Here is a 24,074-nt window from a genome sequence, read left to right as displayed (position 1 = left end):
TGGCCGCGACACAATCGTGGCCATGGCAGACACCGATCCCCGGCCCGAAGGCTTCCAGCGCGTCAGCGCCGCACTTGCGGCCCTGGCCCATCCCCACCGGCCGCTGTGGCTGGACGTTGCGGCCCGCACCGCCCAGGAGGCCGCCGACGCCCTGGGCGTGACCCTGGGCCAGATTGCCAAGTCCGTCGTCTTCCGCCGCAAGGCCGATGACGCGGCCGTCCTCGTCATCACCTCGGGCGACAGGCGTGTCGACGAGGCCAAGCTCAAGCCCCACACGGGCGCTCTGGGCCGCGCCGACGCCGACTTCGTCAAGGCGCGCACCGGCTTCTCCATCGGTGGCGTGTCACCGGCCGGCTTCGCACCCAGTGATGGCGCGGCACCCCCTCAACTCTTCATCGACCGCGAGCTGTTCCGCTTCGACATCATCTGGGCCGCGGCCGGCCACCCGAACGGCGTGTTCAAGCTGACGCCCGGCGAGCTGGAGAAGCTGACGGGCGCGCCCGTCATCGACGTTGTCCAGGCATGAAAGCCGTCGCCGCGTCGCCGTGCGTGAACGTCTGCCAGATGGACGCGGCCAGCGGCTGGTGCCGCGGCTGCGGGCGCAGCATCAATGAGATTGCCGGCTGGGGCGGAGCGCCCGAGACCGTGCAGCGCCACATCCTCGACCAGTTGCCCGAGAGGCGCGTCGAAATGCATCGCCACGGCCTTTGGCTGGGGCCCTGGCCCCACAGCGAGGAACAGGATCGATGAAGCGGCTGACCTTCTATTTCGACCCCATCTCGCCCTACGCAGCCCTCGCCTTCGAGGCCCTGCCCGAAGCGCTGGCGGGCCACAGCGTCGAGGTCGTCTACCGGCCCATCCTGTTTGCGGCCCTGCTGCAGGCCCTGGGCCAGAAGGGGCCAGCCGAGATCGAGGCCAAGCGGCGCTGGACCTTCCGCCAGGTGGCCTGGCTGGCGCATGCCCAGGGCCTCGTGCTGGATCCGCCGGCCCAGCATCCCTTCAACCCCTTGCCGCTGTTGCGGCTGGCCTGGGCCTGTACGGCGCCGCAAGGGCAGCCGGGCGACACGCCGGGGCGCTGGGTCGTCGAGCAGCTGTTTCATCACGTCTGGCGTGGCGCCGGTGCCGATGCCAGTGACGCCGCCCGCATCGCCGCGCTGACCGAACGCCTTGCGCCCGCGCAGGATCCGGCCGGCGAGGCCGTCAAGCAGCGTCTGCGCAGCGAGACCGAGGCGGCACTGGCCCTGGGCGTCTTCGGCGTGCCGACCGTCGAGTTCGAAGGCCGGCTGTTCTGGGGCCAGGATGCGCTGCCGATGCTGCGCGCAGCGCTGCAGGACGACCCCTGGTTTCGCAGCGGCATTTGGGAATCGGCGGCCCAGGCCCGGCCCGGCATCACCCGGAAACACTGAGCGCGGACCAAGAACAAGCCCTGCGGCTTGTTCGACGCCTCGCGAAGGACTGCCGGCATGCAGGCCGGCAGACATGATTCAAAACGTCTCAGGATTTACCCGCGAGGGTCATCTGATCTCGCATTGAGAAATGCTGACTGCGGGTTCCTGCGGAGTTTGTCAGCCTCGATTCAGACTGGCGTCAGAACACGGTCAGAGGCGGTGTGAATAGTCGCGGTGAGGGAAGCCTGTGGGGCGGCCCGACAACTGATGGAGACATATCAATGGCAACTGCGACTTCGACGGCCGCGACGCCGATGACCAAAGAGGAGAAGAAGGTCATCTTCGCCTCCTCGCTGGGCACGGTGTTCGAGTGGTACGACTTCTACCTTTACGGTTCGCTGGCGGCCGTCATCGCCAAGCAGTTCTTTGCCGGCCTGGATCCCAGCGCGGCCTTCATCGCCTCGCTGATGGCCTTTGCCGCCGGCTTCATCGTGCGCCCCTTCGGCGCGCTGGTGTTCGGCCGCCTCGGCGACATGATCGGCCGCAAGTACACCTTCCTGGTCACCATCCTGATCATGGGCCTGTCGACCTTCATCGTCGGCGTGCTGCCCACCTACGCGACCATCGGCGCCGCGGCCCCGGTCATCCTGGTCGGCCTGCGTCTGCTGCAGGGCCTGGCCCTCGGCGGTGAGTACGGCGGTGCCGCCACCTACGTGGCCGAGCATGCCCCTCACGGCAAGCGTGGCGCCTACACCTCGTGGATCCAGACGACGGCGACGCTGGGCTTGTTCCTGTCGCTGATGGTCATCCTCGGCGTGAAGAACTCGATGTCGGACAAGGACTTCGGCGAATGGGGCTGGCGCATTCCCTTCATCGTGTCGATCCTGCTGCTGGGCGTTTCGGTGTGGATTCGCCTGTCGATGAACGAATCGCCCGCCTTCCAGAAGATGAAGGCGGAGGGCAAGACCTCCAAGGCACCGCTGTCCGAATCCTTCGGCCAGTGGAAGAACCTGAAGATCGTGCTGCTGGCGCTCTTCGGCCTGGTGGCCGGCCAGGGCGTGGTCTGGTATTCGGGCCAGTTCTACGCGCTGTTCTTCCTGACGTCGGTGCTCAAGGTGGACCTCACCTCGGCCAACATCTGGATCGCCATCTCGCTGCTGCTGGGCACGCCCTTCTTCGTCATCTTCGGCACGCTGTCGGACAAGATCGGCCGCAAGCCCATCATCATGGCCGGCCTGCTGCTCGCCGCGCTGACCTACTTCCCGCTGTTCAAGGCCCTGACCGCTGCGGCCAACCCCGACCTCGCCAGGGCCCAGGAGACCGCCAAGGTCACGCTGACCACCAACATGGCCAGTTGCTCCTTCCAGGGCAGCCCGCTGGCACGCGAGGTGGACTTCACCAGCGCCTGCGACATTGCCAAGCGTGCTCTGGCCCAGTCGTCGGCCAGCTCCGAGACCATCGAGGCTCCCGCAGGTGCACCAACGGTCGTGAAGGTCGGCGAAAAGGAAATCGCCGTCCCGACCGCCACCAAGCTGACCGAGCACAAGTTCGACGAAGCCAGTACCAAGGCCATCGCCGGCTTCAAGAAGGAGCTGGGCGAAGCGATGAAGGCTGCCGGCTATCCGGCCAAGGCCGACATGGCCAAGGCCAATGTGCCGATGGTCATTGCCATCCTGTTCGTGCTGGTGCTGTACGTGACCATGGTCTACGGCCCGATCGCGGCCATGCTGGTGGAGATGTTCCCGACCCGCATCCGCTACACCTCGATGAGCCTGCCGTACCACATCGGCAACGGCTGGTTCGGCGGCATGCTGCCCTCCATCACCTTCGCGATGGTGGCGCAGAACGGCAACATCTATCACGGCCTCTGGTACCCCATCATCATCGCGGCGGCGACCTTCGTCATCGGCGTGCTGTTCGTGCGTGAGACCAAGGACGTGGACATCTACGCCCGCGACTGATCATGTTTTTCCCGGGGAGTTCCCGGGATGTCTACACGAGGCCGGCTTCATGCCGGCCTTTTTCGTTCTGGCTAGCCCTGCTTGTCGATGGCAGTCTGCCCTGCGACGATGCCGCTGATGCCCAAGTCCAAAGACCCTTCCGACAGCAGCGCTGGTGAGCAACGCCGGCTGCAGATGGTCGACATCGCCCGCCTGGCCGGCGTGTCGGTGTCCACGGTGTCTCGGGCCTTGAACGGCAGCGAGCTCGTCAATGCCGAGACGCGCCAGCGCGTCGCCGAATTGGCCCGCTCGCTGAACTACTCGATCAACTTCGGTGCGCGCAATCTGCGGCTGCAGGAGAACAAGACGGTGGCCGTCGTCGTGCCCTACGACGCCAAATCCCGCCAGCACATCTCCGACCCCTTCTTCCTGTCCATCGTCGGCTCCATTGCCGACGCGCTGACCGACCGCGGCTACGACATGCTGCTGTCGCGCGTCGACGCCGAGCGGCTGGACCTGGCCTCGCACTGGTTCGACTCCGGCAAGGCCATTGGCGTCGTCCTCATCGGCCAATGGCGCCACCACGACCAGCTCAACGACATGGCCGCGCGCAAGCTCCCGCTGGTCGTCTGGGGCGGCGAGATGCCGCAGCAGCTCTACTGCAGCGTGGGTGGCGACAACGTGCTGGGCGGCACGCTGGCCGCGCGTCATCTGCTGCAACTGGGTCGACGCCGCATCGCCTTCGTGGGCGACGCCAATCTGCCCGAGGTCTGGCTGCGCCGCCAGGGCTACGCCCAGGCGCTGCGTGAGGCGGGCCTGGACGTCGACCCCGCGCTGGAGCTGGCCGCGCCCTTCGAGCCCGGCGTGGCGACCGAAGTGCTGCGCGAGTTCTGTTCTGCACAGCGTGGCTTCGACGGCGTCGTCTGCTGCAGCGACGTGCTGGCGCTGCTGACCATCCAGGCCTTGCGCGCCGTGGGCCGCAGCGTGCCGGGCGATGTGGCTGTCATCGGCTACGACGACATGCCGTTGGCCGCCTACTGCGACCCGCCGCTGACCACCGTCCACCAACCGGTGGCCGAAGCGGGTGCTGAGCTGGTGGAAGCACTGCTGGGCCAGCTGCGTGGCGAACGCGCCGGGCCGCGCACGATGCCGGTTTACCTGACGCTGCGCGAGAGCGCTCCCCACGCCTGACGGCAGCACCCTGACCGCGCGGCCCGCGCCGCCCGGTCAGCGCAGCTGTGGGTCGGAGCACGGCTGCCTATCGTTTTCATTCTGTCAAATATCAGTACCAATGATGTTTGTCGAATACGTGTTTCTACTGAAATGCAATCGATTGCAAAACAAACGACGGCGACGCAGAATGGCGGCACGGATCGGCGCTCGACAGGGCGGCCAAGCCGCTTCGCCCCGCAGAGGGCGCTCAAACACCGACACCAGGAGACTCCATGCCCAGCCCCCATCCGACCGCCGCGCGGTCCAGCCGCCGTCCGTCTCTGCAACCCCTGTCCGCCGCCGTGGCCCTGGCGCTGTTGAGCGTGGCCGCGCAAGGCCAACAGGTCGCCGCTACCGCCGCTGAATCGGCCGACGGCCTCAAGCTCGACGCCGTCGTCGTCACCGGCACTTCGACGGCCAAGTCCAAGATGCGCTCCAGCGTGGCCATCTCGACCATCGAGAGCGAAGGCGTCGCGGCCGTCACCGCCGCCAGTGCCACGGACCTGCTCCGGGGCGTGCCCGGCATCCGCGCCGAGGCCAGCGGCGGTGAGTCCAACGCCAACGTCGCCGTGCGCGGCATCCCGGTCTCGGCCGGCGGCGCGCGCTACATCCAGTTCCAGGAAGACGGCTTGCCCGTGCTGCAGTTCGGCGACATCGCCTTCGCCACGCCCGACACCTGGATGCGCGCCGACGCCGGCTTCGAGCGCCTGGAGGTCGTGCGCGGCGGTTCGGCCGCGCTGTTGGCCACCGGTGCGCCCGGCGGCATCATCAACTTCATCGGCAAGACCGGCCTGGAGCCCGGTGGCAGCCTGCAGCTGACCAAGGGCCTGGACTTCGACCAGACCCGAGTCGACTTCGGCTACGGCGGTCGCCTGGCGGCCAAAACGCGTTTCTTCATCGGCGGCTTCTACCGCGTGGGCGACGGTGGCCGCAAAGGCGCCGACGGCACCGAGAACGGCGGTCAGGTGCGCGCCAACGTCACCTTCGAACTGGAGGGCAAGAGCTATGTGCGCTTCAGCCTCAAGCACCTGGATGACCACAGCCCGACCTTCATGCCTACGCCGGTGAAGTACGTGAACGGCAGCATCCAGGAGATTCCCGGCCTGGACCCGCGCCGCGCCGCCTTCTACGACGTCGCCTGGCCGCTGGACAGCACGCTGACCAACACCAACAGCCGCGCCACCAGCAACATCCGCGACGGCCTCACTGCCAGGAGCGACGCTTTCGGCGCCGACCTTGACCTCGACGCCGGCGGTGGCTTTCGCCTGCAGAACAAGTTCTCGTGGAGCCGCAATTCGGGTCGCTTCATCGGCATCTTCCCAGGCGACGACGTGGCCGCCGCGCCGGCCGGCACCACCCTGGCCACTGGCCCCGATGCCGGTGCGGCCTACACAGGCAACAAGTTCACGGCCGTCGTCTTCAACACCAAGGTCGACAACGCCGGCCTGATGGCCAACGACCTGAAGTTCTCGCGTGACTTCGAGCTCGGCGGCGCCGCCAAGCTCAGCGCTGTGGCCGGGCTGTACACCTCGGTGCAGCAGTTGGACCTGACGTGGAACTTCAACCAGTACTCGCTGTCGGCCAGCGGCGAGGGCGCCCGCGTGCTGAACGTGCCCGGCGTCGTCAACGGCTCGCCGGGTTTTGGCGGCTGCTGCAGCAACACGCAGGACAGCAAGTACACGACCAACGCACCCTACGTGGTGCTGAACTACGAGGCCGGCCCGCTGTCGGCCGACATCGGTGTGCGCCGCGACAACCAGAAGGCCAGCGGCGCCTACTACCAGTCCAACGCCGGCGTCAGCTACGACCTGACCAAGCCCAACGCCATTGATTACGACTTCGGCCGCACCTCGTATTCGCTGGGTGGCAACTATGCGCTGAGCAAGGATCTGTCCGTCTTCGCCCGCTATTCCGACGGCGCTGCCTACAACGCCGACCGCATCACCTTCTTCAACAACCCCAACCTCGTCAACGGCAAGAGCCCGACCATCCCGACCAACAAGGTCAGGCAGGCGGAAGCCGGCGTGAAGATCCGCGGCGGTGGCATGAGCCTGTTTGCCACGCTCTTCCACGCCAAGACCGACGAGGTCAACGTCGACGTGACGACCAACCCCATCGTCGCCAAGGCCAACAGCTACCGCAGCAACGGTTTGGAACTGGAAGGCTCGGCCCGTTTTGGCGTCGTCAGCGTGCTGGGCGGCCTGACTTACACCGACGCGAAGCAGGCCGACGGCCGGGCTCCCAAGCGCCAGGCCAAGGTCGTCTACCAGCTCACGCCCACGGTCAACCTCAACGATGCACTGAGCTTCGGCGTCAGCATCGTCGGCACGTCCAAGAGCCTGGACGATGGCCCCACCGGTGCGCTGACCATCACGCTGCCGGCCTACACCGTCGTCAACGCGTTTGCCAGCTACGCGCTCACCGACCGCGCGACGCTCTCGCTGGCGGCCAACAACCTCTTCAACGAGCTGGCCTACACCGAGAGCAACGACGGCCGCGGCGCCGCGCGTGCCTACACGGGCCGCACCGTGAAGGCCTCGCTGCGCTACAGCTTCTGAGCGCGATGAGTCCCATCCTGGTACTGGGCGAGGCCCTCGTGGACGAGTTCCACGACGGCCCGGTCGCCGGGGGCGCGCCCTTCAACGTGGCGCGCTCGCTGGCCGCGTTGGATGTGCCGCTGCGCTTCGTCAGTCGCGTCGGTGCCGATGATGCGGCGGGCCGCCTCGTGCTGGAAAGTGCAGCGCGCTACGGCCTCGCCATCGACGGCATCCAGCGCGATACGACCCGTGCGACTGGACGCGTCAGCGTGCATGAGGATGCGGGCGGCGGCCATCGCTTCGAGATCCATGTCGACGCGGCCTGGGACCACCTCGAAGCGCCGGCCGTGGGTGACGCCGGCATCGTCTACTTCGGCAGCCTGGCCCAGCGCCACGCCGTCTCGCGCGCAGCCATCCGCGCCACGGTCAAGCGCATGGCCGGCCCGCGTCTGCTGGATCTCAATCTGCGCCCCGGCACCGACACGCCCGAACTGGCCGCTGAAGTGTTGATGCTGGCCGACTGGGTCAAGCTCAACGAGGACGAACTCGGCTGCCTGCTCACCTGGTTCGAGCCCACGCTGCCGGCGCTGATGGCCCGCTTTGCGCTGCAAGGCCTGGTACTGACGCGCGGCGCCGCCGGCTACGTGCTGCACGGCGAGCACGGCCGCGTGCTGGCGACAGGCGAGGGCGTGGCCCAGCCGGCTTTCGTCGACAGCGTCGGCGCCGGCGACGGCTTCACGGCGGTGTTGCTGGCCGGGCTGGCGCTGGGTCGTGACCTGGGTGCGACCCTGCACCTGGCCAACCGTTACGCCGCGATGATCTGCGGCGTGCGCGGTCCGCTGCCGCCAGACCCGGCAGCGCTGGCCCCCTGGCGCGAGGCCTTGCACGCGCTGCCGGCCGAGGAATGAGATGAACAAGCCCCACCTGTCGCCGCATTTGTCGTTCACGCAGATCGTGAACATGAACATCGGCTTCCTCGGCATCCAGTTCAGCTTCGGCCTGCAGCAGGCCAACATGAGCCCGATCTACCAGATGCTGGGCGCCGACGGCAAAAGCCTGCCCTACCTCTGGCTGGCCGGCCCCATCACCGGCCTGCTGGTGCAGCCCCTCATCGGCGCCATGAGCGACCGCACGACGCACCGCCTGGGCCGGCGCACGCCTTACTTCCTCATCGGCGCGCTGATCTGCTCGCTGGGCCTGCTGGCCATGCCCTTCAGCCCTGCGCTGTGGTTCGCGGCCGGCCTGCTGTGGATCCTGGACGCAGCCAACAACGTGACGATGGAGCCCTACCGCGCCTACGTCAGCGACCGGCTTCGCGAAGAGCAGCACGCCAGCGGCTTTCTCACGCAGGCCTCGTTCACCGGCCTGGCGCAGACGCTGGCCTACCTCACGCCCAGCCTGCTCGTTGCCTTCGGGATGAACAAGGACGCTTTGGGCGCCAACGGTATCCCGGTCGTCACGACGCTGGCCTTCGTCATCGGCGCGCTGCTGTCGTTCACGACGGTGTGGTGGTCGGTGCGCCGCGTGCCGGAGCTGCCATTGCTGGCCGAGGAGATCGCCCGCCTGCGCGCGCTGCCCCATGGCCTGGGCGCGACGCTCACCGAGATCTGGGCCGCGCTGCGCGACATGCCAGCCACGATGCGGCGGCTGTGGTGGATGGCGCTGCCAGTGGTACGGAATGATGTGCTACTGGATCTACATCGTGCCGACGCTGGCCGCGACGGTCTTCGGCACGGACGACCCGCACAGCGCCGGCTTTCGCGACGCGGCCTTGCTCAACGGACAGGTCGGCGGCTTCTACAACGCCGTCGCCTTCGTCGCCGCCTTCGCGATGGTGCCGTTCACCAAACGCCTTGGCGCGAAATGGGTGCATGCCTTCGCACTCGCCTGTGCGGCCGCCGGCATGTGGGCGCTGCCCGGCATCCATGACAAGACCTGGCTCTTCCTGCCCATGGTCGGCATTGGCCTGGCCTGGGGTTCCATCATGGGCAACCCCTATGTGCTGCTGGCCGGCAGCATCCCGCCCGAGCGCGCCGGCGTCTACATGGGCATCTTCAACATGTTCATCGTCATCCCCATGCTGATCCAGGCGGTGACCCTGCCCTTGTTCTACGACGGCCTGCTGGGCGGCCGGCCCGAGAACGTCATTCGCCTGGCCGGCGTGCTGCTGGCGCTCGCTGCGCTGTGCGTGCTGGCAGTCAAGAGTCCCAAGTCCTCATGAAGAACCAAGTCCAGCTCATCACCTATGTCGACCGCCTCGGCGGCCAGCGCGACGGCGCCGACCTGGCACGGTTGCACAAGCTGCTCTGCGAGCCGGGCTCGCCACTGCACGGCGTGTTCGGTGGCGTGCACCTGCTGCCGTTCTTCCATGCCATCGATGGCGCCGACGCCGGCTTCGACCCCATCGACCACACGCAGGTTGACCCGCGCCTGGGCAACTGGGATGACATCAAGGCGCTGACCAAGGATCTGGACGTGATGGCCGACGTCATCGTCAACCACATGTCCAGCGAGTCGCCGCAGTTCCTCGACTACGCCGAGAAGGGCGAGGCCTCGGCCTACGCGGGCCTGTTCCTGACGCTGGACGCCGTCTTCCCGGAGGGCGCCAGCGAGCGAGACCTGCTGGCCGTCTACCGCCCCCGCCCCGGCCTGCCGCTGACCTATGCCACGCTGAAGAACGGTGAGCGCCGCATCCTGTGGACGACCTTCACTGCCGCGCAGGTGGACATCGCCGTGCGCCACCCCCAGGGCCGCGCCTACCTCGCTGGCATCCTGCGCACCTTTGCCAGCAACGGCATTCGCATGGTGCGGCTGGACGCCGTCGGCTACGCCATCAAGAAGGCCGGCGGCAGCTGCTTCATGATGGCCGAGACCTTCGACTTCATCGCCGAGTTCGCGGGCGAAGCGAGGGCGCTGGGCATCGAGGTGCTCGTCGAGATCCACGCCTATCACCAGCGCCAGATCGAGATCGCTGCCAGGGTCGACTGGGTCTACGACTTCGCGCTGCCGCCACTGGTGCTGCACGCCTTCAACTTCCACACCGCCGCCGCGCTGAAGCGCTGGATCGACATCCGCCCGACCAACGCGCTGACCGTGCTCGACACCCACGACGGCATCGGCATCATCGACATCGGTGCCGACGCGAGCGACCGCGCGGCCCACCCCGGCCTCGTGCCGCCCGCGGAGCTGGACGCGCTGGTGGAGCGCATCCACGCGGCCAGCGGCGGCGAGAGTCGGCGCGCCACCGGGGCCGCGGCCAGCAATCTCGACCTCTACCAGGTCAACTGCAGCTTCTTCGACGCGATGGGCCGCAACGAGACGGCCTATCTGCTGGCCCGTGCCATCCAGTTCTTCCTGCCCGGCGTGCCGCAGGTCTACTACGTCGGCCTGCTGGCCGGCCACAACGACATGGCCCTGCTGGCACGCACGCAGGTCGGCCGCGACATCAACCGCCATCACTACAGCGAAGGTGAGATCGCGCGCGACTGCGAACGCCCCGTGGTGCGCCGGCTCATCGAGTTGATCAGGCTGCGCAACCAGCACCCGGCGTTCTGCGGCGAGTTCCGCGTCGAGCCCAGTGGCGACGACGAGTTGCACCTGCGCTGGCAGCAGCACGGCGAGTGGGCGGCGCTGCGCGTCAACTTTCGCGACCTCACCCACGAGTTGAGCTACGGCGGCGAGGGTGGTCGCCGGGAGACCTTCGCCTTCAGTTGAGCGTCAGCCTCGGTCGCCAGAATGCGCCGCAGTACAAACCTGTGGAGACCCGAGCATGTGGAAGTTGATCGTCGGCTTCATCGCCTTTGCCGCGCTGGCGCTTTTCATCCTGACCAAGAGCGGCGGCAACATCGACCTGAGCGGTGAGAAGCATGACGTGACGGGTGGACACGAGCCTGCCGCTTCTGCAGCGGCTTCGGCCGCCGTCGCCGCTGCGGTCGAGGCGGCGTCCGCCCCGGCCTCTGGCGCGTCGCAGTAAGCCTATGCCGGCTCGCCGCTGGCGCGTTGCGGTGCGTTGAGCGGCAGCCGCATCAGCATCTGCGTGCCTTCGCCCGGCGAGGAGCGCACCTCGATCTGGCCGCCCAGCACATTGGTCACGATGCTGTGCACGATGTGCATGCCCAGGCCTGAGCCGCCGGTGCCCAGCTTGGTGGTGAAGAAGGGGTCGAAGATGCGCCGCCGCACGGACTCGTCCATGCCGCGGCCATCGTCCGTCACGCTGAGCTCGACCTGCTCTTCGTCCAGCGCCGTGCAATAGACCTTGACGTGCCCCTGTGCCGCGCTGTCGAAGCCGTGCAGCAGCGCGTTCATCAGCAGATTGGTCAGCACCTGGCCGAGCGCGCCGGGATAGCTGTTCATCACCAGGCCATGGCACAGCTCGGTGTCGATGACGAAGGGCGTGTGCTTGAAGCTGGGCTCGACCATGACGAGCACGTCCTCGACGACCTTGGCCAGGTCGAAGTCGCGCCTGAGGTCGGCCGTCTGGTCGATGGCCACCTGCTTGAAGTCGCGCACCAGGTCGGCGGCCTTCTGCACGTTGCGCTGCAGGATGTCCTGGCCGCGCCGCGTGTCGCGCGCCAGTTCCTCCAGCGTGCTGCGGCGCATCTGCACGCTGCCCGACAGCATGGCCTCGAGCTGCTTGTAGCGGTCGTCCAGGGCCGACACCACGGTCAGTGCATTGCCCAGCGGCGTGTTCAGCTCATGGGCAACGCCCGCCACCAGGCGGCCTAGCGAGGCGAGCTTCTCCGACTCGACCAGCTCGCGCTGCGCCTTCTGCAGCGTTTCCAGCGCCTCGGACAGTTCGGCATTGCTGGTCGTCAGCTCGGCAGTGCGCTGGGCGACGGTTTCTTCCAGGTTCACGTTGTGCTGGCGCAGCGCCTCGAAGGCCGATAGCAGGGCCTGGCGCATGCGCTCCATCGCCACGCCCACGCGTGCGATCTCGTCGGCGCCGGCCACACGCAAAGGCTGGTCCAGCCGCCCGGCCGCCAGCGCCTCGGCTGAGCCGGTCAGCTCGGTCATGGGCCGCATCACATAGCGCTGCAGCACCCACAGCATCAGTGCCAGCGACAGCGTCAGCGTCAGCATGCTGCGCCAGACCGTGCGCCAGACCTCGGCCTGCTTGGCCTGCAGCAGCGGCGCGGCGCTCATGCGAACGGTCAGCTTGGCGATCTCGCGGCCGTCGCGCTGGATGGGCCGGGTCTGGCTCAGCACCAGATCGCTGTCGCCCTGCTCGCCAGCGCGCTGCTGCGACAGGAAGGGGGCCGACGACGCCGGCTCGACGACCTGCACCGACACGAAGCGTGGATCGTCCATCTGCGCCTTGACCATGGGGTCAGCCAGGTCCGGCGAGACCTGCCAGACCGGCTCGGCCAGCGACAGGGCCATCACCTCGGTGGCGCGTGACAGGTCGCGCTTCAAGTCCTCCATCGCGGTGGCGCGGGTCTTCTGGCCGTCATAGAGCAACACGGCCGTTGTCGGCAGCAGCAGCCCCAGCAGCAGGGCCAGCACGACGGCGAAGGTCAGGGAACTGCGCTGCCAACCGTATGCAGGTGCGGGCGTGCGGGGCAAGGCGATAGGCGGCAAGGGGCTTTCCGGCATGGGCGGCGCGGAGACGAGCGCTGGCAGCGCGAACACGGCACCGAGGCGGCCAGAGTGTAGGCCCGCCAAAAGCGGTGCAAATGCGCATTCAGACCCGGTGGAGGGCGGGTTTTTCCTGGGGGAGAGGGGCTGCTGGGGGCGGGGGGGCTGGCCCCACAATCCGCGGCCATAAACGCGCCCCGGTGGCGCTTGTCCTGGAGAAAAACAGTGAAGCGTTGGGTTGGCCTGGCGGCCTTGTTCGCTGCCTGTATTGGTATGAATGGCGCATTCGCGCAAAGCACCCTGCGCATCGGCATGGTGGCGGGCTTTTCAGGGCCCGTGGCCGGCATCGTGCAGGAGAGCGCCGAGGGCGCGAAGCTGTACTTTGACTCGGTCAATGCCCAGGGCGGCATCAAGGGCCAGAACATCGAGCTCGTCACGCAGGACGACAAATACGACCCGGCGACCGCCGTGGCCGCGGCCAAGTCCCTGGCCAACCAGGGTGTGCTGGCGCTGATGCTGAGCCGTGGCACCGGCCCGACCGAGGCCCTGCTGCCCGTGCTGAAGGAGAACAAGCTGCCGCTGATCGCGCCCGCCACTGGTGCCATCAGCCTGCGCGAGCCGGTCCAGCCCTGGGTCTACCACTTGCGCGCCAGCTACCAGAAGGAGGCGGAACGCGCGGTCAAGCACCTGGCCGGCATTGGCGTCAAGCGCATCACCATCGTGCAGGTCAACGACCCCTTCGGCAATGACGCCGGCAAGGGCGCCATCAAGGGCCTGGACGACATCAAGCTGCGCGCCATGTCCAACCTGCGCTTTGACCGCAACAAGCCCGATCTCGCGCCGACGATGCAGGCCATCGCCAAGGCCGGCATCGAGGCCGTCGTGCTGATCGGGCCGGCCTATGCGGTTGTGGAGGGCGTGCAGGCGCTGCGCGCGGCCGGCTCCACGGCGCACGTGGCCACGCTGTCCAACAACGCCGCGGCCGATTTCGTGAAGGCGCTGGGCAACGACAGCCGTGGGGTCATCGTGACCCAGCTCTTCCCCTACGAGCGCTCGACGGCCAACCTGATGGTGCGGGAGGCGCTGAGCCTGGCCAAGTCCGCCGGCCGCAACGAGCTGACGCCGGCCCATGTTGAAGGCTTTGCCGCGGCGAAACTGATCGTCGAAGCCCTCAAGCGCGCACCGGGCAAGGAGATCACGCGCGAGAGCCTGGCCAAGGCGCTGGACGGCGCCCGCATCGACCTGGGCGGCCTGCAGGTGCACTACTCCGAGAAGGAGCACAGCGGCCTGGAGTACACCGACGTGTCCATCGTGGGCGAGGACGGCAAGTTCAAGCGCTGAACTCGGCGCGCAGCACCCTCGACCGCGCGATGATGCGGGCCTGTCAAGGCCGCGCATGGCGATCGAGGAGCTGACATGGATCTGGGTTTGAAAGGCCACTGGGCGCTGGTCTGCGCGGCGAGCAAGGGCTTGGGCCGAGGCTGTGCCGAGGCGCTGGTGGGTGAGGGCGTCAACGTCGTCATCACGGCACGCGGCGAGGCCGAGTTGCTGGCGACAGCTGATGCGCTGCGGGCCCTGAACCCTGACGCTGAGGTGCGCGCGGTGGCCGGCGACATTGCCACCTCTGAGGGCCGAGCAGCGGCGCTCGCGGCCTGCCCGCGGGTGGACATCCTCATCAACAACGCCGGCGGCCCGCCGCCCGGGGATTTCCGCGACTGGGGCCGCGAGCAGTGGATCGCCGCGCTGGACGCCAACATGCTGGCACCCATCGAGCTCATCAAGGCGACGGTGGATGCGATGGCTGCGCGCGGCTTCGGTCGCATCGTCAACATCACCTCGGGCGCGGTCAAAGCGCCCATCGACACGCTGGGTCTGTCCAACGGCGCGCGTTCCGGCCTGACGGGTTTCGTCGCCGGCGTGGCCCGCCAACCGCGCCTGGCCGGCGCCAACGTGACGATCAACAACCTGCTGCCGGGTGCCTTCGATACCGACCGGCTGAAGAAGGGCTTCGCCGCCGGCGCCGCCAAGGCGGGCGTCAGCGCGGATGAACTGGCGGCCAGGCGCCGCGCGGCCATTCCCGCGCGGCGCTTCGGCAACGCCGCCGAGTTCGGCGCCATCTGCGCCATGCTGTGCAGCGCCCAAGCCGCCTACCTGACGGGCCAGAACATCTTGCTCGACGGCGGCGGCTACCCGGGGACATTCTGATGAGGTGGCTCAAGCGCATCCTCCTTGCCCTGCTGGCCCTCGTGCTGCTGCTCGCTCTGGCGCTGTGGCTGACCCTGCGTGGCAGCCTGGCCCAGCTCGACGGTGAACGTGCCATCGCCGCCCTGAGTGCGCCGGCCGAGTTGCAGCGCGACGCGCGCGGCTACCTGACCATCACGGCCGAGAACCGCCTGGACGTGGCCCGGGCCCTGGGCTTCGCACACGCTCAGGAGCGCTTCTTCCAGATGGACCTGATGCGCCGCAACGCGGCTGGCGAGCTGTCCGCGCTGGTGGGCGCGAAGGCGCTGCCGCTGGACAAGTCGCGCCGCCTGCATCGCTTCCGCCACCGTGCTGAAGCCGGCATCGCGGCCTTGGCCGCAGATGAGCGCGCGCTGCTGGACGCCTACGTGAGCGGCGTCAACGCTGGCCTGGCCGGCCTCGGCGCACGCCCGCCCGAATACCTGCTGCTGCGCCAGCAACCCCAGCCCTGGGTCGCGGCCGACACCGTCCTCGTCGCCTATGGCATGTACCTCGACCTGCAGGGCGCCCAGGGCCGCGACGACGTCGCCACGGGCTTGCTGCGCGAGGCCGTGCCGGACGACTGGTATGCCTTCCTGACTCAGCACAGCGCCGACTGGCAGGCCGCCATGGACGACAGCCGCGTGACTGCCGTGCCCCTGCCAGCGGGGCCGCTGCCGGCCGCATTGCGCGCTGCCAAGACGGCCTGCAGCGACTGCAGCCTGCGTGACGCCCGTGACATCGGCAGCAACAACTTCGCCGTCGCGGCCGCGCATGGCGCGGGCGGGCGGGCCATCCTGGCCGACGACATGCACCTGGGCCTGCGCTCGCCCGGCACCTGGTTCAAGGCGCGCATGAAGTGGAAGGACGCGGCCGGCAGCCATGACGTGGCTGGGGTGACCCTGCCCGGCGCGCCGCTGCTGGTGGTCGGCAGCAATGGCCACGTGGCCTGGGGCTTCACGAACACGACCTCCGATTGGGCGGATGTCGTGGCGCTCAAGCTCAATGGCGCTGGCACGCATTACCTGGCCGGCGGCGCCGAGAAGCCGCTGCAACGTGCCGTCGAGCGCATCGAGATCGCCGGCGAAGCCGCGGTCGACCATGTCGTGCTGGAAAGCGAATGGGGCCCCGTCATGCCTCAAAAGGCAGCGAGCGGGCAGGCCTATGCGCTGCGCTGGGTGGCCCATGACCACGAGGGCATGAATTTGCGCCTGATGCACATGGAGACAGCCGCCAATGTCGACGAGGCCGTGCAACTGGCCGCGGGCGCCGGCATGCCGGCCCAGAACCTGCTGGTGGCCGACGCCGGCGGGCGCATCGCCTGGACCGTCATCGGCGCGATGCCCAAACGCGTCGGCGCCGAGGATATGGACCGCCCCCAGGACTGGAGCGACGGTCGCTCGCGCTGGCAGGGCTATCTTGGCGCGGCCGAGCAGCCGCGCATCGTCGACCCGGCCGACGGGCGGCTGTGGACGGCCAATTCGCGCATGGTCGGTGGCGAGGCGATGAAGCTGCTCGGCAACGGTGGCTGGGATCTCGGCGCTCGCGCCCAGCAGATCCGCGATGACCTGCGCGCCCAGGACAAGTTCGACGAGGCCGGCCTGCACGCCATCCAGCTCGACCACCGCGCGCTCTTCCATCAGCGCTGGCGCAAGCTGCTGCTGGAGCAGGTGCTGACGCCCGACTTCGTCACTGCCAACGGCCTGACGGACTATCGCGTCGAGGTCGAGAAGGGCGCCGACGCGGCCCGACCCGACGCGGTCGGTTATCTGCTCGTGCGCTCCTTCCGGCTGCAGGCGCTGAAAAACATCTTCGACCCGCTGGCTGGCCTGTTGGAAGCGCAAGGCGCGAAGCTGTCCGACCTGAAGCTGGTGCCCGAGACGCCCGGCTGGGCGCTGATCCAGGCGGCGCGGCCTGACACCCTGCCAGGCAGCTTCAAGACCTGGCCCGAGCTCCTGCAACGCGCCGTGCTCGACAGCCGCCAGGAGCTGCTGAGCAAATACGGCAGCCTCGCCGCAGCCACCTGGGGCGCCGACAACCCCACCAGCGTGCGCCACCCGCTGAGCGTCGCCGTGCCGGCGCTCTCAAGCTGGCTGGACCAGGCCTCCCAGGGCATGGCCGGCGACAGCCACATGCCACGCGTGCACAACCACGGCCATGGCCAGAGCGAGCGCATGGTGGTGTCGCCCGGCCATGAGGAAAGCGGCATCCTCGTCATCCCGGGTGGCCAGAGCGGCCACCCGATGTCGCCTTTCTACCGTGGCGACCATGCCGCCTGGCTGGCCGGCGAGGCCCTGCCTTTCCTGCCCGGCGAGACCGTGCACCGGCTCGTGCTGCGCCCCTGATCCAGGCGACCCTATTCCCGCGGAATGGGGACGCCAGCCGAACCGCCCGCTGGGCACAATCCCTGTCACCCGATAACGAAGCGAGGATCACGATGAACAACAAGACGCTCAGCAGGGCCGTGCTGGCTTCTCTGGCTTTTGCCGCGATGGCCGCGCAGGCCCAGGAGGCGGGCTCCAATGTCGAGAAGTGCCCCAAGAAGCTCGGCGTGCTGGCCGTGGCCGAGCCCCAGCACGGCTGGAACCACCTGTCGCACTACGGCCTGGGCTCCCCTGCATCGCTGCTGCGCATGATGGTGCAGCAGTCAGGCTGCTTTGACGTCGTCGAGCGCGGCGTGGCCATGCAGAACCTGCAGCAGGAGCGCAATCTCGCCGCCGCCGGCGAGATGCGCCAGGAATCCAATGTCGGCAAGGGCCAGATGCAGGCGGCCGACTTCGTCATGACGCCCAATGTGCTGGTGGCTGCCAGCAACACCGGCGGTGTCGGCGGCGCCATTGGTGGCCTGCTGGGCAACCGGCTGGGTGGCATTGGCGCCATCGCCGGCGGGTTGAAATTCAAGGAGGCCAGCACCAGCCTGCTGATCGCCGACGTGCGCTCCAGCATCCAGGTCGCTGCCGCTGAAGGCAAGGCCACCAAGACCGACTTCTCCATCGGCGGCTGGGGCTACGGCGGCGGCGCGCTGGGCGCCGCGGGCGGCTACACCAGCACGCCCGAAGGCAAGCTCATCGCTGCCAGCCTGCTCGACAACTACAACAAGATCGTGCTGGGCATCCGCGACCAGCAGAGCCTGATCCGCACCGGCAGCGCCGCCGGCGACGCGAATGCGGGCGCCTCCACGCAGGCTGGCGCGCCCGTTCCCGCGGGCCAGATGCTCGTGGCCAAGATCTCCAACGTGAAGGCCTACGCCGCCCCGTCGCGCGACAGCAAGGTCGTCGCCACGCTGAACCGCAGCGATGAACTCGTTGCCACCGGCGAGGTCAAGGACGGCTTCGTCAAGGTCGACGCCGCCAACTTCAGCGGCTGGGTACAGCGCACCCTGGTGTCGCCGAGCGGTCGTTGATGAAGGTCGCTCTCGTCACCGGTGCCGGCTCCGGCATCGGCAGGGCCGTGGCCCGCGCTCTGGCCGCCGAGGGCTGGACGCTGGCGTTGATGGGTCGTCGCGAGGCGGCCCTGCGCGAGACGCTGCCGGATGCGCTGGCCCTGCAGACCGATGTCTGTGTCGAGGCCCAGGTCGACGCCGCCTTCGCGACGCTGCGCGAGCGCTTCGGCCGGCTGGACCTGCTGTTCAACAACGCCGGCATCTCCGCGCCGGCCGTGCCCATCGATGAGCTGACGGTGGCGCAATGGCGCGCAGTCGTCGACACCAACCTGACCGGCAGCTTCCTCTGTGCCCGGGCGGCCTTCGCGCTGATGAAGGCGCAATCGCCGCGCGGCGGCCGCATCATCAACAACGGCTCCATCTCGGCCCATGCGCCGCGGCCGAACACGGTGCCCTACACGTCCACCAAGCACGCCATCACCGGCCTGACCAAGTCGCTGAGCCTGGACGGCCGCGCCTTCGACATTGCAGCCGGCCAGATCGACATCGGCAATGCCGCCACCGAGATGACCGAGAAGATGACGCGTGGCGTGCTCCAGGCCAACGGCACCATGGCGGTGGAGCCGCGCATGGACGTCGAGGACGTGGCCCGCGCCGTCGTCTACATGGCCGGCCTGCCGCTGTCGGCCAATGTGCAGACGATGACGGTGATGGCGACGAGCATGCCGTTTGTCGGGCGGGGTTGACGGCTCGCCCATGACGACGCTGGTGTTGCTGCCCGGAATGGACGGCACCGGCAAGCTGTTTCAACCCTTGATCCGCGAGCTGCCTGCCGATTGGCGGGTGATCGTCCTGAGCTATCCAGCGGATGCACGGCTGGGCTATGAGGAGCTGACGTCGCTGGCGCGCGCGGCATTGCCGCCTAGCGGGCCTTTGGTGCTGCTGGGCGAGTCCTTCTCGGGGCCTGTCGCCATCCAGTTGGCGAGCGAACTGGGTCCGCGTGTGCAGGCGTTGATCCTGTGTTGCACCTTCGTTCGCAATCCTCGCCCAGGGCTGTCCTGGCTCAGCAGGTTTATGGGCGGCCTGCCTTCTCCAGCGTCGATGCCGGCCGTGGTTTCGTCGCGTGTGATGCTGGGCGGGCAGGCGCCGGCCGAGTCGCGCAAGCTGCTCGCACAGGCCCTCGCGGCGTTGCCCGCAGCGGTGCTGCGCGCCAGACTCAAGGCCGTGATGAAGGTCGACGTCATCCAGCAACTCATGCAGGTTCGAGCGCCAGTGCTTTACCTTCAGGCGCGTCAAGACCTCCTCGTTCCGCGCGATGTCGCGATGGACCTGCAACGAGCGCTGCCGTCTCTCCAATTTGTCGGCCTCGAGGGGCCGCATGGGCTGCTCCAGGCCACCCCCAGGGCCGCCGCCGCCGCTGTACGGGCGTTTCTGGAGCAGGGTGGGTGACGATTGTCACGGTCCCCGCAAGCCTTCAGCGTTCAGAATAAGGGCATGTCGTTGTTCCGCCTGCTTCTGCGCCTGCTGATGATCGCCACCGGCGCCCTCATCGGCCTCGGTCTCTTCCTGATCGCCGTGCTGGCCTTCCTGGCCTTCCTGCTCGTCAGCTTGCTGACCGGCCGCAAGCCGAATCTGCAGTTCCGTGTCAACAAGAACCCGTGGGCGCAGCGCCGCCAGCCGGCGGGAGAAGTGGTGGACGTCGAAGCGCGTGAAGTGCACGACGCCGCGCCACTATCGTTGCGCTCACCCGACCAGCGCTGAGCTATTTCAGTTCCACGGGTCCGTACCAGGTGCGGGCCGACGCACGGCTGTTGTCGCTGTCGGTCATGACGGCCATCGACGTCAACGGGCCCGGCGCCTCGCCGAAGGCCAGGCGGAAGTCGGCGGCCAGGTCGCGCCGATGCTCGCGCCAGCGGCGCAGCTCGGCCGGGCCGGAGTCGACGACGATCTTGCGGATGCGGTCGCTGCGCGGGTTGATGACGACGGTGCCCACCGGCAGCTTGCTGTCCCAGACATACATCAGCGTCGCATAGGGCGGCACCTCACCGGTCAGCGCCTGCGCGAGTTCGAACTTCATGCGCGTGCGCAGCGGCAGTTTGTCGATGTCGCCGGCGAAGCCGAAGATGACGCGGGCGACGGCGTCCTCGTGGTCGATGTCCGAGACATTGGCACCCGGGATCAGGCTTTGCACCCACCACGAGAAGCTGACCTCGCCGACGTTGGGCGGCGCCGGCTCCAGCCGCTTGCGCCAGATGCTGGCCGAGCGGTCCGAAGCAGCTTCCAGCGCGGGGCGGCCGTCCTTCTCCGTCCAGCTGTACTGGGTGAGCTTCTTGCCGGGCAGGGCCAGCGGCTGCCAGCCTTCGGCGGCTGGAGGCGGGGCGACGGTCGTGGCGCAGCCGGCCAGCAAGGCCAGGGCGCTGAAGGCGAGTGCGCCGCGCATCACCAGGTCTTGCGCTGCAGCTCTTCGAGGATCTCGCCGTAGATGCGATAGCGGCTGGCGCTGATCAGCCCCGCTTGAACCGCCGCGCGCACGCCGCAGTCGGGCTCGTGGATGTGGCTGCAGTTGGCGAAGCGGCAGTTGGCGTGCTCGCGCAGGTCGGGCATGTAGCGCCACAGCTCGGCGGCGTCGATCTGGCGCAAGCCGAATTCCTGGAAGCCGGGCGAGTCGATCAGCGCCGTCGTGCGTGTCTCGTCGGTCCAGTACCACTGCGTCGTCGTCGTCGTGTGGCGGCCGGAGTTCAGCGCCTGCGAGATCTCGCCGATCTGGGCCTTGGCGTCTTTCACGAGCAGGTTGATCAGCGTGCTCTTGCCCGTGCCACTGGGGCCGAGGGCGAAGGTGCGTTGGCCGGCCAGCCAGGGGTCCAGCGTCGCGCGGGAGCCCTCGGGGTCGGCCTTCAGCGCGACCTCGAACATCTTCAGGCCCATGGCGCGATAAGGCGCCAGGCGCTCGCGGGCCGAATCGGTGCCCGGCAGGTCGGTCTTGTTCAGCGCGATGGCCATGCTGATGCCGGCGGACTCGGCGGCGATCAGGGAGCGCGTGAGCTGGCTCTCACTGAACACCGGCTCGACAGCGATGAGGACAAGCAGCTGGTCCAGGTTGGCTGCGAAGCTCTTGGTCTTCCACTCGTCCTGGCGGAACAGCAGATTGCGCCGAGGCTCGACGGCTTCGATGACTCCCTCATCGCCGGAATCGGCGAAGCGCACCTGGTCACCAACGACAGCCTCGCTCTTCTTGCCGCGCGGGTGGCAGACGAAGCGCTTGCCCTCCGAGTCCTCGACGATGTAGTGGCGGCCATGGCCGCGCACGACAAGTCCCAGGTCCAGCGCCTGGAATTTACTCATGTACCGGTCGCTTCGGGCAAGGCGCTCACTTGTGCCGCACAGATCGCGTCATTCAAGGTCAGCCCGCCGCGCGAATGCGTCGTGAAGCTGACCGTGCAGGCGTCGTAGCCGACCAGCATCTCGGGGTGATGGTCCTGCGCATGGGCGATCTCGGCGACCGCGTCGACGAAGGCCATGGTCTGGTAGAAGTTCGCGAAGCCGAAGCGTCGGCCGATCAGCTTGTTCTCGGGGTCGGGCAGCCAGCCGGGCAAGGCGGCCAGCACGCGGTTGCGCGTGTCGGCATCCATCAGCGGGGCCTTGGGGTCACATTGGGCAAGCAGCAGATCGTTCATGAGAGGGGCCTCTTGAGGGCTCGGAGATCGGTGCGAGAGGGTCTGCGCGGGTGCAGGGCTAGGCGTGCGACGCCGCCTGGGCTCGTGCCCAGGCCAGGCGCGCAACGACGCCATGCGCCCGCGCAGACCCTCTCCCGAAGGGTTGGCACTCAAAAACCCGCGCGCGGCGTTGCGAAGCCTCGCTGGGGGCGACCCCAGCTTCGGCATCGCGCCTTGCTCGCGGGCTTTTGAGTGACAACGCATCCGACCTCCGAGCCCTCAAGAGGCCCCAAGCGCTGCAAGCCTCTCAGCGGCCGGTGGGTGGGAGTAGTAGAAGCGCGCGTAGACCGGGTCCGGCGTCAGCGTGCCGGCATTGTCCTCGTGCAGCTTGAGCAGGGCCGAGGACAGGTCGGCGCCACTGGCCTGGGCGCGGGCATAGGCGTCGGCCTGGAACTCGTCGCGGCGCGAGAAGTGGCTCGCCAGCGGCGTCACGAAGAAGCCGAACACCGGGCCGGCGAGCAGGAAGAGGATCAGCGCCAGCGCGTCATTGGGTGCGTCGAGATTCGGCGTCGCACCCAGGCCCAGGTAAAAGGCCGGCTGTTGCGCCAGCCAGCCCAGCAGCGCAAAGCCGGCCAGGCTCATGGCGAACATCAACACGATGCGCTTGGTGATGTGCTTGTGCTTGAAGTGGCCCAACTCATGGGCCAGCACGGCCTCCACCTCGCTGCCGTTGAGCTTGGTCAGCAGCGTGTCGAAGAAGACCACGCGCTTGGCCGGGCCGAAGCCGCTGAAATAGGCATTGCCGTGCGCCGAGCGTCGGCTGCCGTCCATGACGAACAAGCCCTTGGCCGCAAAGCCGCAACGCGCCATCAGCTTCTCGACGCGATCCTTCAGCGCCAAATCGGTCAGCGGCTCAAACTTGTTGAACAGCGGTGCGATGACGGTCGGGTAGATGACCATGATGAGCAGGTTGAAGCCCATCCACGCGCCCCAGGCCCACAGCCACCAGAGCGGGCCGGCCGCGCCCATCAGCCAAAGAATGAGGGCGACGATGGGCAGGCCCATCAGCACCCCCACGGCGAGGCCCTTGGCCATGTCGGCGAAGAAGAGCTTGAGCGTCGTGCGGTTGAAGCCGAAGGCCTGCTCGATGCGGAAGGTGGACCACAGCTCCCAGGGCAGGTCCAGCAGCGACCCCGCCAGCACGAAGACGGCGACCAGGCCGAGCTGGTAGCCCATGCCTTGCCAAGCTTCGGGCAGCATGCGGCTGGCTTCCAGCGCCCAGCTGTTCAGAGCGTTCAGGCCGCCCAGCAACGTCCAACCGAGCAGCACGGCCGCATTGAAGGCCAGGGCCAGCAGGCCGAAGCGGGAGCGGGCGACGGTGTAGTCCGCCGCCTTCTGATGAGCCACCAGCGTCACGCTGCCTGCAAAGGCTGCCGGGACCTGGCCGCGATGGGCGGCGACATGGCGGATCTGGCGAGAGGACAGCCAGAACTTGACGAGGGTCGAGGCGGCGAGCGCGGCCGCAAAAGCAAGGGACAACAGCAGGGGAGACATAAGCCTCAAGTTTAGGCTGCGAGAATTCCGCATCTTCAGAGTGAGCCCAGCATGTCCGACACCCTTGCCCTCAGCGAAAACAACCTGATCTGGATCGACCTCGAAATGACGGGGCTGTATCCCGACACCGACCGCATCATCGAGATCGCCGTCGTCGTGACCGACGCCAACCTCGAAAAGCGCGTCGAAGGCCCTGTCTTCGCCGTGCATCAGAGCGACGCGACGCTGGACGCGATGGATGCCTGGAACAAGGGTACCCATGGCAGGAGCGGCCTCATCGACCGCGTCAAGGCCTCCACCGTCTCCGAGGCCGAGGCCGCCGCCCAGACCATCGCCTTCCTGAAGCAATACGTGCCCAAGGGCAAGAGCCCGATGGCCGGCAACAGCATCTGCCAGGACCGCCGCTTCCTCGCCAACTACATGCCCGAGCTGGAGAGCTTCTTCCACTACCGCAACCTGGATGTGTCCACGCTGAAGGAGCTGGCCAAGCGCTGGAAGCCGGCGGCGCTGGAGGGCTTCAAGAAGGCCCAGGCCCACACGGCCATGGCCGACATCCACGAGTCCATCGACGAGCTCGTCCACTACCGCACTCATTTCCTGAACCTGGCCTGACC

The 24,074-nt window shown here is 68.0% G+C and carries 23 protein-coding genes and 1 pseudogene; 19 read left to right on the top strand and 5 right to left on the bottom strand.

The features are described from left to right. Positions 1-22 precede the first annotated feature (22 nt). The 11 genes and pseudogenes from ACXJLH_RS26295 to ACXJLH_RS26245 all read left to right on the top strand — a co-directional run bounded on the left by ACXJLH_RS26295 (position 23) and on the right by ACXJLH_RS26245 (position 11,050). Positions 23-526 carry a YbaK/EbsC family protein gene (locus ACXJLH_RS26295; protein ID WP_056197706.1) on the top strand — a complete coding sequence of 168 codons (504 nt, stop codon included), beginning with the start codon at positions 23-25 and terminating at the stop codon, positions 524-526. Then, positions 523-750 carry a DUF1289 domain-containing protein gene (locus tag ACXJLH_RS26290; RefSeq protein ID WP_056197704.1) on the top strand — a complete coding sequence of 76 codons (228 nt, stop codon included), beginning with the start codon at positions 523-525 and terminating at the stop codon, positions 748-750. The genes ACXJLH_RS26295 and ACXJLH_RS26290 overlap by 4 nt, the downstream gene beginning before the upstream one ends. Next, positions 747-1,406 (top strand): DsbA family protein, encoded by a 660-nt coding sequence (locus tag ACXJLH_RS26285; RefSeq protein WP_457447317.1) that lies wholly within the window; start codon positions 747-749, stop codon positions 1,404-1,406. The genes ACXJLH_RS26290 and ACXJLH_RS26285 overlap by 4 nt, the downstream gene beginning before the upstream one ends. A gap of 263 nt (positions 1,407-1,669) precedes the next feature. Then, a complete protein-coding gene (locus ACXJLH_RS26280) occupies positions 1,670-3,349 on the top strand; it encodes an MFS transporter (RefSeq protein ID WP_457447315.1) in 1,680 nt (559 codons plus the stop codon). 117 nt (positions 3,350-3,466) lie between these two features. Continuing rightward, positions 3,467-4,519 carry a LacI family DNA-binding transcriptional regulator gene (locus ACXJLH_RS26275; RefSeq protein ID WP_457447313.1) on the top strand — a complete coding sequence of 351 codons (1,053 nt, stop codon included), beginning with the start codon at positions 3,467-3,469 and terminating at the stop codon, positions 4,517-4,519. Positions 4,520-4,773: 254 nt separating this feature from the next. Beyond that, complete coding sequence (locus ACXJLH_RS26270; RefSeq protein ID WP_457447311.1) at positions 4,774-7,098, top strand: TonB-dependent receptor; 2,325 nt, start codon at positions 4,774-4,776, stop codon at positions 7,096-7,098. 5 nt (positions 7,099-7,103) lie between these two features. Continuing rightward, complete coding sequence (locus ACXJLH_RS26265) at positions 7,104-7,985, top strand: PfkB family carbohydrate kinase (protein ID WP_457447309.1); 882 nt, start codon at positions 7,104-7,106, stop codon at positions 7,983-7,985. Position 7,986: 1 nt separating this feature from the next. Next, positions 7,987-8,676 (top strand): annotated as a pseudogene (locus tag ACXJLH_RS26260) (MFS transporter); the annotation flags it as partial. Then, positions 8,657-9,298, top strand: a complete 642-nt coding sequence (locus ACXJLH_RS26255) for an MFS transporter (RefSeq protein ID WP_457447307.1) — start codon at positions 8,657-8,659, stop codon at positions 9,296-9,298. The pseudogene ACXJLH_RS26260 and the gene ACXJLH_RS26255, both read left to right, overlap by 20 nt. Beyond that, on the top strand, positions 9,295-10,791 hold the full coding sequence (gene gtfA, locus ACXJLH_RS26250) for a sucrose phosphorylase (RefSeq protein WP_457447305.1): 1,497 nt from the start codon (positions 9,295-9,297) through the stop codon (positions 10,789-10,791). The genes ACXJLH_RS26255 and gtfA overlap by 4 nt, the downstream gene beginning before the upstream one ends. Positions 10,792-10,846: 55 nt before the next feature. Next, positions 10,847-11,050 carry a hypothetical protein gene (locus ACXJLH_RS26245; protein WP_056197689.1) on the top strand — a complete coding sequence of 68 codons (204 nt, stop codon included), beginning with the start codon at positions 10,847-10,849 and terminating at the stop codon, positions 11,048-11,050. A gap of 2 nt (positions 11,051-11,052) precedes the next feature. Here the strand turns inward: ACXJLH_RS26245 and ACXJLH_RS26240 are convergent, their stop codons facing one another. Continuing rightward, positions 11,053-12,639, bottom strand: a complete 1,587-nt coding sequence (locus ACXJLH_RS26240; RefSeq protein WP_457447304.1) for a sensor histidine kinase — start codon at positions 12,637-12,639, stop codon at positions 11,053-11,055. A 237-nt stretch (positions 12,640-12,876) separates the two neighbouring features. Here ACXJLH_RS26240 and ACXJLH_RS26235 point away from each other — a divergent pair, with 237 nt between their 5' ends. From ACXJLH_RS26235 to ACXJLH_RS26205, 7 genes are all read left to right on the top strand, one after another. After that, positions 12,877-13,992, top strand: coding sequence for an ABC transporter substrate-binding protein (locus ACXJLH_RS26235; RefSeq protein WP_457447302.1), 1,116 nt, complete (start codon positions 12,877-12,879; stop codon positions 13,990-13,992). A gap of 75 nt (positions 13,993-14,067) precedes the next feature. Beyond that, positions 14,068-14,856 (top strand): SDR family oxidoreductase, encoded by a 789-nt coding sequence (locus ACXJLH_RS26230; RefSeq protein WP_457447301.1) that lies wholly within the window; start codon positions 14,068-14,070, stop codon positions 14,854-14,856. Continuing rightward, on the top strand, positions 14,856-17,216 hold the full coding sequence (locus tag ACXJLH_RS26225; RefSeq protein WP_457447299.1) for a penicillin acylase family protein: 2,361 nt from the start codon (positions 14,856-14,858) through the stop codon (positions 17,214-17,216). The genes ACXJLH_RS26230 and ACXJLH_RS26225 overlap by 1 nt, the downstream gene beginning before the upstream one ends. Before the next feature lie 92 nt (positions 17,217-17,308). After that, the gene (locus ACXJLH_RS26220; RefSeq protein ID WP_457324088.1) at positions 17,309-18,274 is read left to right on the top strand and encodes a CsgG/HfaB family protein; all 966 of its coding nucleotides are present in this window, start codon (positions 17,309-17,311) and stop codon (positions 18,272-18,274) included. Beyond that, positions 18,274-18,999: an SDR family oxidoreductase gene (locus ACXJLH_RS26215; protein WP_457447297.1), complete on the top strand. Its 726-nt coding sequence runs from the start codon at positions 18,274-18,276 to the stop codon at positions 18,997-18,999. The genes ACXJLH_RS26220 and ACXJLH_RS26215 overlap by 1 nt, the downstream gene beginning before the upstream one ends. A gap of 10 nt (positions 19,000-19,009) precedes the next feature. Beyond that, entirely contained in the window at positions 19,010-19,702 is a 693-nt protein-coding gene (locus ACXJLH_RS26210; RefSeq protein WP_457447295.1) for an alpha/beta fold hydrolase, read from the top strand. A 45-nt stretch (positions 19,703-19,747) separates the two neighbouring features. Continuing rightward, positions 19,748-20,014, top strand: a complete 267-nt coding sequence (locus ACXJLH_RS26205; RefSeq protein WP_457447293.1) for a hypothetical protein — start codon at positions 19,748-19,750, stop codon at positions 20,012-20,014. 1 nt (position 20,015) lies between these two features. On the opposite strand, the gene ACXJLH_RS26200 is transcribed toward ACXJLH_RS26205, so the two are convergent. From ACXJLH_RS26200 to ACXJLH_RS26185, 4 genes are all read right to left on the bottom strand, one after another. Then, positions 20,016-20,693 (bottom strand): DUF3047 domain-containing protein, encoded by a 678-nt coding sequence (locus ACXJLH_RS26200; protein WP_457447291.1) that lies wholly within the window; start codon positions 20,691-20,693, stop codon positions 20,016-20,018. Then, complete coding sequence (gene rsgA, locus ACXJLH_RS26195; protein ID WP_457447289.1) at positions 20,693-21,595, bottom strand: ribosome small subunit-dependent GTPase A; 903 nt, start codon at positions 21,593-21,595, stop codon at positions 20,693-20,695. The genes ACXJLH_RS26200 and rsgA overlap by 1 nt, the downstream gene beginning before the upstream one ends. Then, positions 21,592-21,927 carry a 4a-hydroxytetrahydrobiopterin dehydratase gene (locus ACXJLH_RS26190; RefSeq protein WP_157281616.1) on the bottom strand — a complete coding sequence of 112 codons (336 nt, stop codon included), beginning with the start codon at positions 21,925-21,927 and terminating at the stop codon, positions 21,592-21,594. The genes rsgA and ACXJLH_RS26190 overlap by 4 nt, the downstream gene beginning before the upstream one ends. Before the next feature lie 258 nt (positions 21,928-22,185). Beyond that, entirely contained in the window at positions 22,186-23,460 is a 1,275-nt protein-coding gene (locus tag ACXJLH_RS26185; RefSeq protein ID WP_457447287.1) for a M48 family metallopeptidase, read from the bottom strand. A gap of 51 nt (positions 23,461-23,511) precedes the next feature. On the opposite strand from ACXJLH_RS26185, the gene orn reads away from it, so the two are divergent. Next, positions 23,512-24,072 (top strand): oligoribonuclease, encoded by a 561-nt coding sequence (gene orn, locus ACXJLH_RS26180; RefSeq protein ID WP_056197666.1) that lies wholly within the window; start codon positions 23,512-23,514, stop codon positions 24,070-24,072. The last annotated feature ends 2 nt before the right edge of the window (positions 24,073-24,074 follow it).

It is taken from the genome of Roseateles sp. P5_E4 (genome assembly GCF_054049255.1).
This window is presented reverse-complemented; position numbering and strand designations above follow the sequence as displayed.

Coding starts and splice junctions, on each gene's coding strand:
- ACXJLH_RS26295 (WP_056197706.1), top strand. CDS start 23: ATGGCAGACACCGATCCCCGGCCCGAAGGCTTCCAGCGCGTCAGCGCC.
- ACXJLH_RS26290 (WP_056197704.1), top strand. CDS start 523: ATGAAAGCCGTCGCCGCGTCGCCGTGCGTGAACGTCTGCCAGATGGAC.
- ACXJLH_RS26285 (WP_457447317.1), top strand. CDS start 747: ATGAAGCGGCTGACCTTCTATTTCGACCCCATCTCGCCCTACGCAGCC.
- ACXJLH_RS26280 (WP_457447315.1), top strand. CDS start 1,670: ATGGCAACTGCGACTTCGACGGCCGCGACGCCGATGACCAAAGAGGAG.
- ACXJLH_RS26275 (WP_457447313.1), top strand. CDS start 3,467: ATGCCCAAGTCCAAAGACCCTTCCGACAGCAGCGCTGGTGAGCAACGC.
- ACXJLH_RS26270 (WP_457447311.1), top strand. CDS start 4,774: ATGCCCAGCCCCCATCCGACCGCCGCGCGGTCCAGCCGCCGTCCGTCT.
- ACXJLH_RS26265 (WP_457447309.1), top strand. CDS start 7,104: ATGAGTCCCATCCTGGTACTGGGCGAGGCCCTCGTGGACGAGTTCCAC.
- ACXJLH_RS26255 (WP_457447307.1), top strand. CDS start 8,657: ATGGCCTGGGCGCGACGCTCACCGAGATCTGGGCCGCGCTGCGCGACA.
- gtfA (WP_457447305.1), top strand. CDS start 9,295: ATGAAGAACCAAGTCCAGCTCATCACCTATGTCGACCGCCTCGGCGGC.
- ACXJLH_RS26245 (WP_056197689.1), top strand. CDS start 10,847: ATGTGGAAGTTGATCGTCGGCTTCATCGCCTTTGCCGCGCTGGCGCTT.
- ACXJLH_RS26230 (WP_457447301.1), top strand. CDS start 14,068: ATGGATCTGGGTTTGAAAGGCCACTGGGCGCTGGTCTGCGCGGCGAGC.
- ACXJLH_RS26225 (WP_457447299.1), top strand. CDS start 14,856: ATGAGGTGGCTCAAGCGCATCCTCCTTGCCCTGCTGGCCCTCGTGCTG.
- ACXJLH_RS26220 (WP_457324088.1), top strand. CDS start 17,309: ATGAACAACAAGACGCTCAGCAGGGCCGTGCTGGCTTCTCTGGCTTTT.
- ACXJLH_RS26215 (WP_457447297.1), top strand. CDS start 18,274: ATGAAGGTCGCTCTCGTCACCGGTGCCGGCTCCGGCATCGGCAGGGCC.
- ACXJLH_RS26210 (WP_457447295.1), top strand. CDS start 19,010: ATGACGACGCTGGTGTTGCTGCCCGGAATGGACGGCACCGGCAAGCTG.
- ACXJLH_RS26205 (WP_457447293.1), top strand. CDS start 19,748: ATGTCGTTGTTCCGCCTGCTTCTGCGCCTGCTGATGATCGCCACCGGC.
- ACXJLH_RS26200 (WP_457447291.1), bottom strand. CDS start 20,693: ATGCGCGGCGCACTCGCCTTCAGCGCCCTGGCCTTGCTGGCCGGCTGC.
- rsgA (WP_457447289.1), bottom strand. CDS start 21,595: ATGAGTAAATTCCAGGCGCTGGACCTGGGACTTGTCGTGCGCGGCCAT.
- ACXJLH_RS26190 (WP_157281616.1), bottom strand. CDS start 21,927: ATGAACGATCTGCTGCTTGCCCAATGTGACCCCAAGGCCCCGCTGATG.
- ACXJLH_RS26185 (WP_457447287.1), bottom strand. CDS start 23,460: ATGTCTCCCCTGCTGTTGTCCCTTGCTTTTGCGGCCGCGCTCGCCGCC.
- orn (WP_056197666.1), top strand. CDS start 23,512: ATGTCCGACACCCTTGCCCTCAGCGAAAACAACCTGATCTGGATCGAC.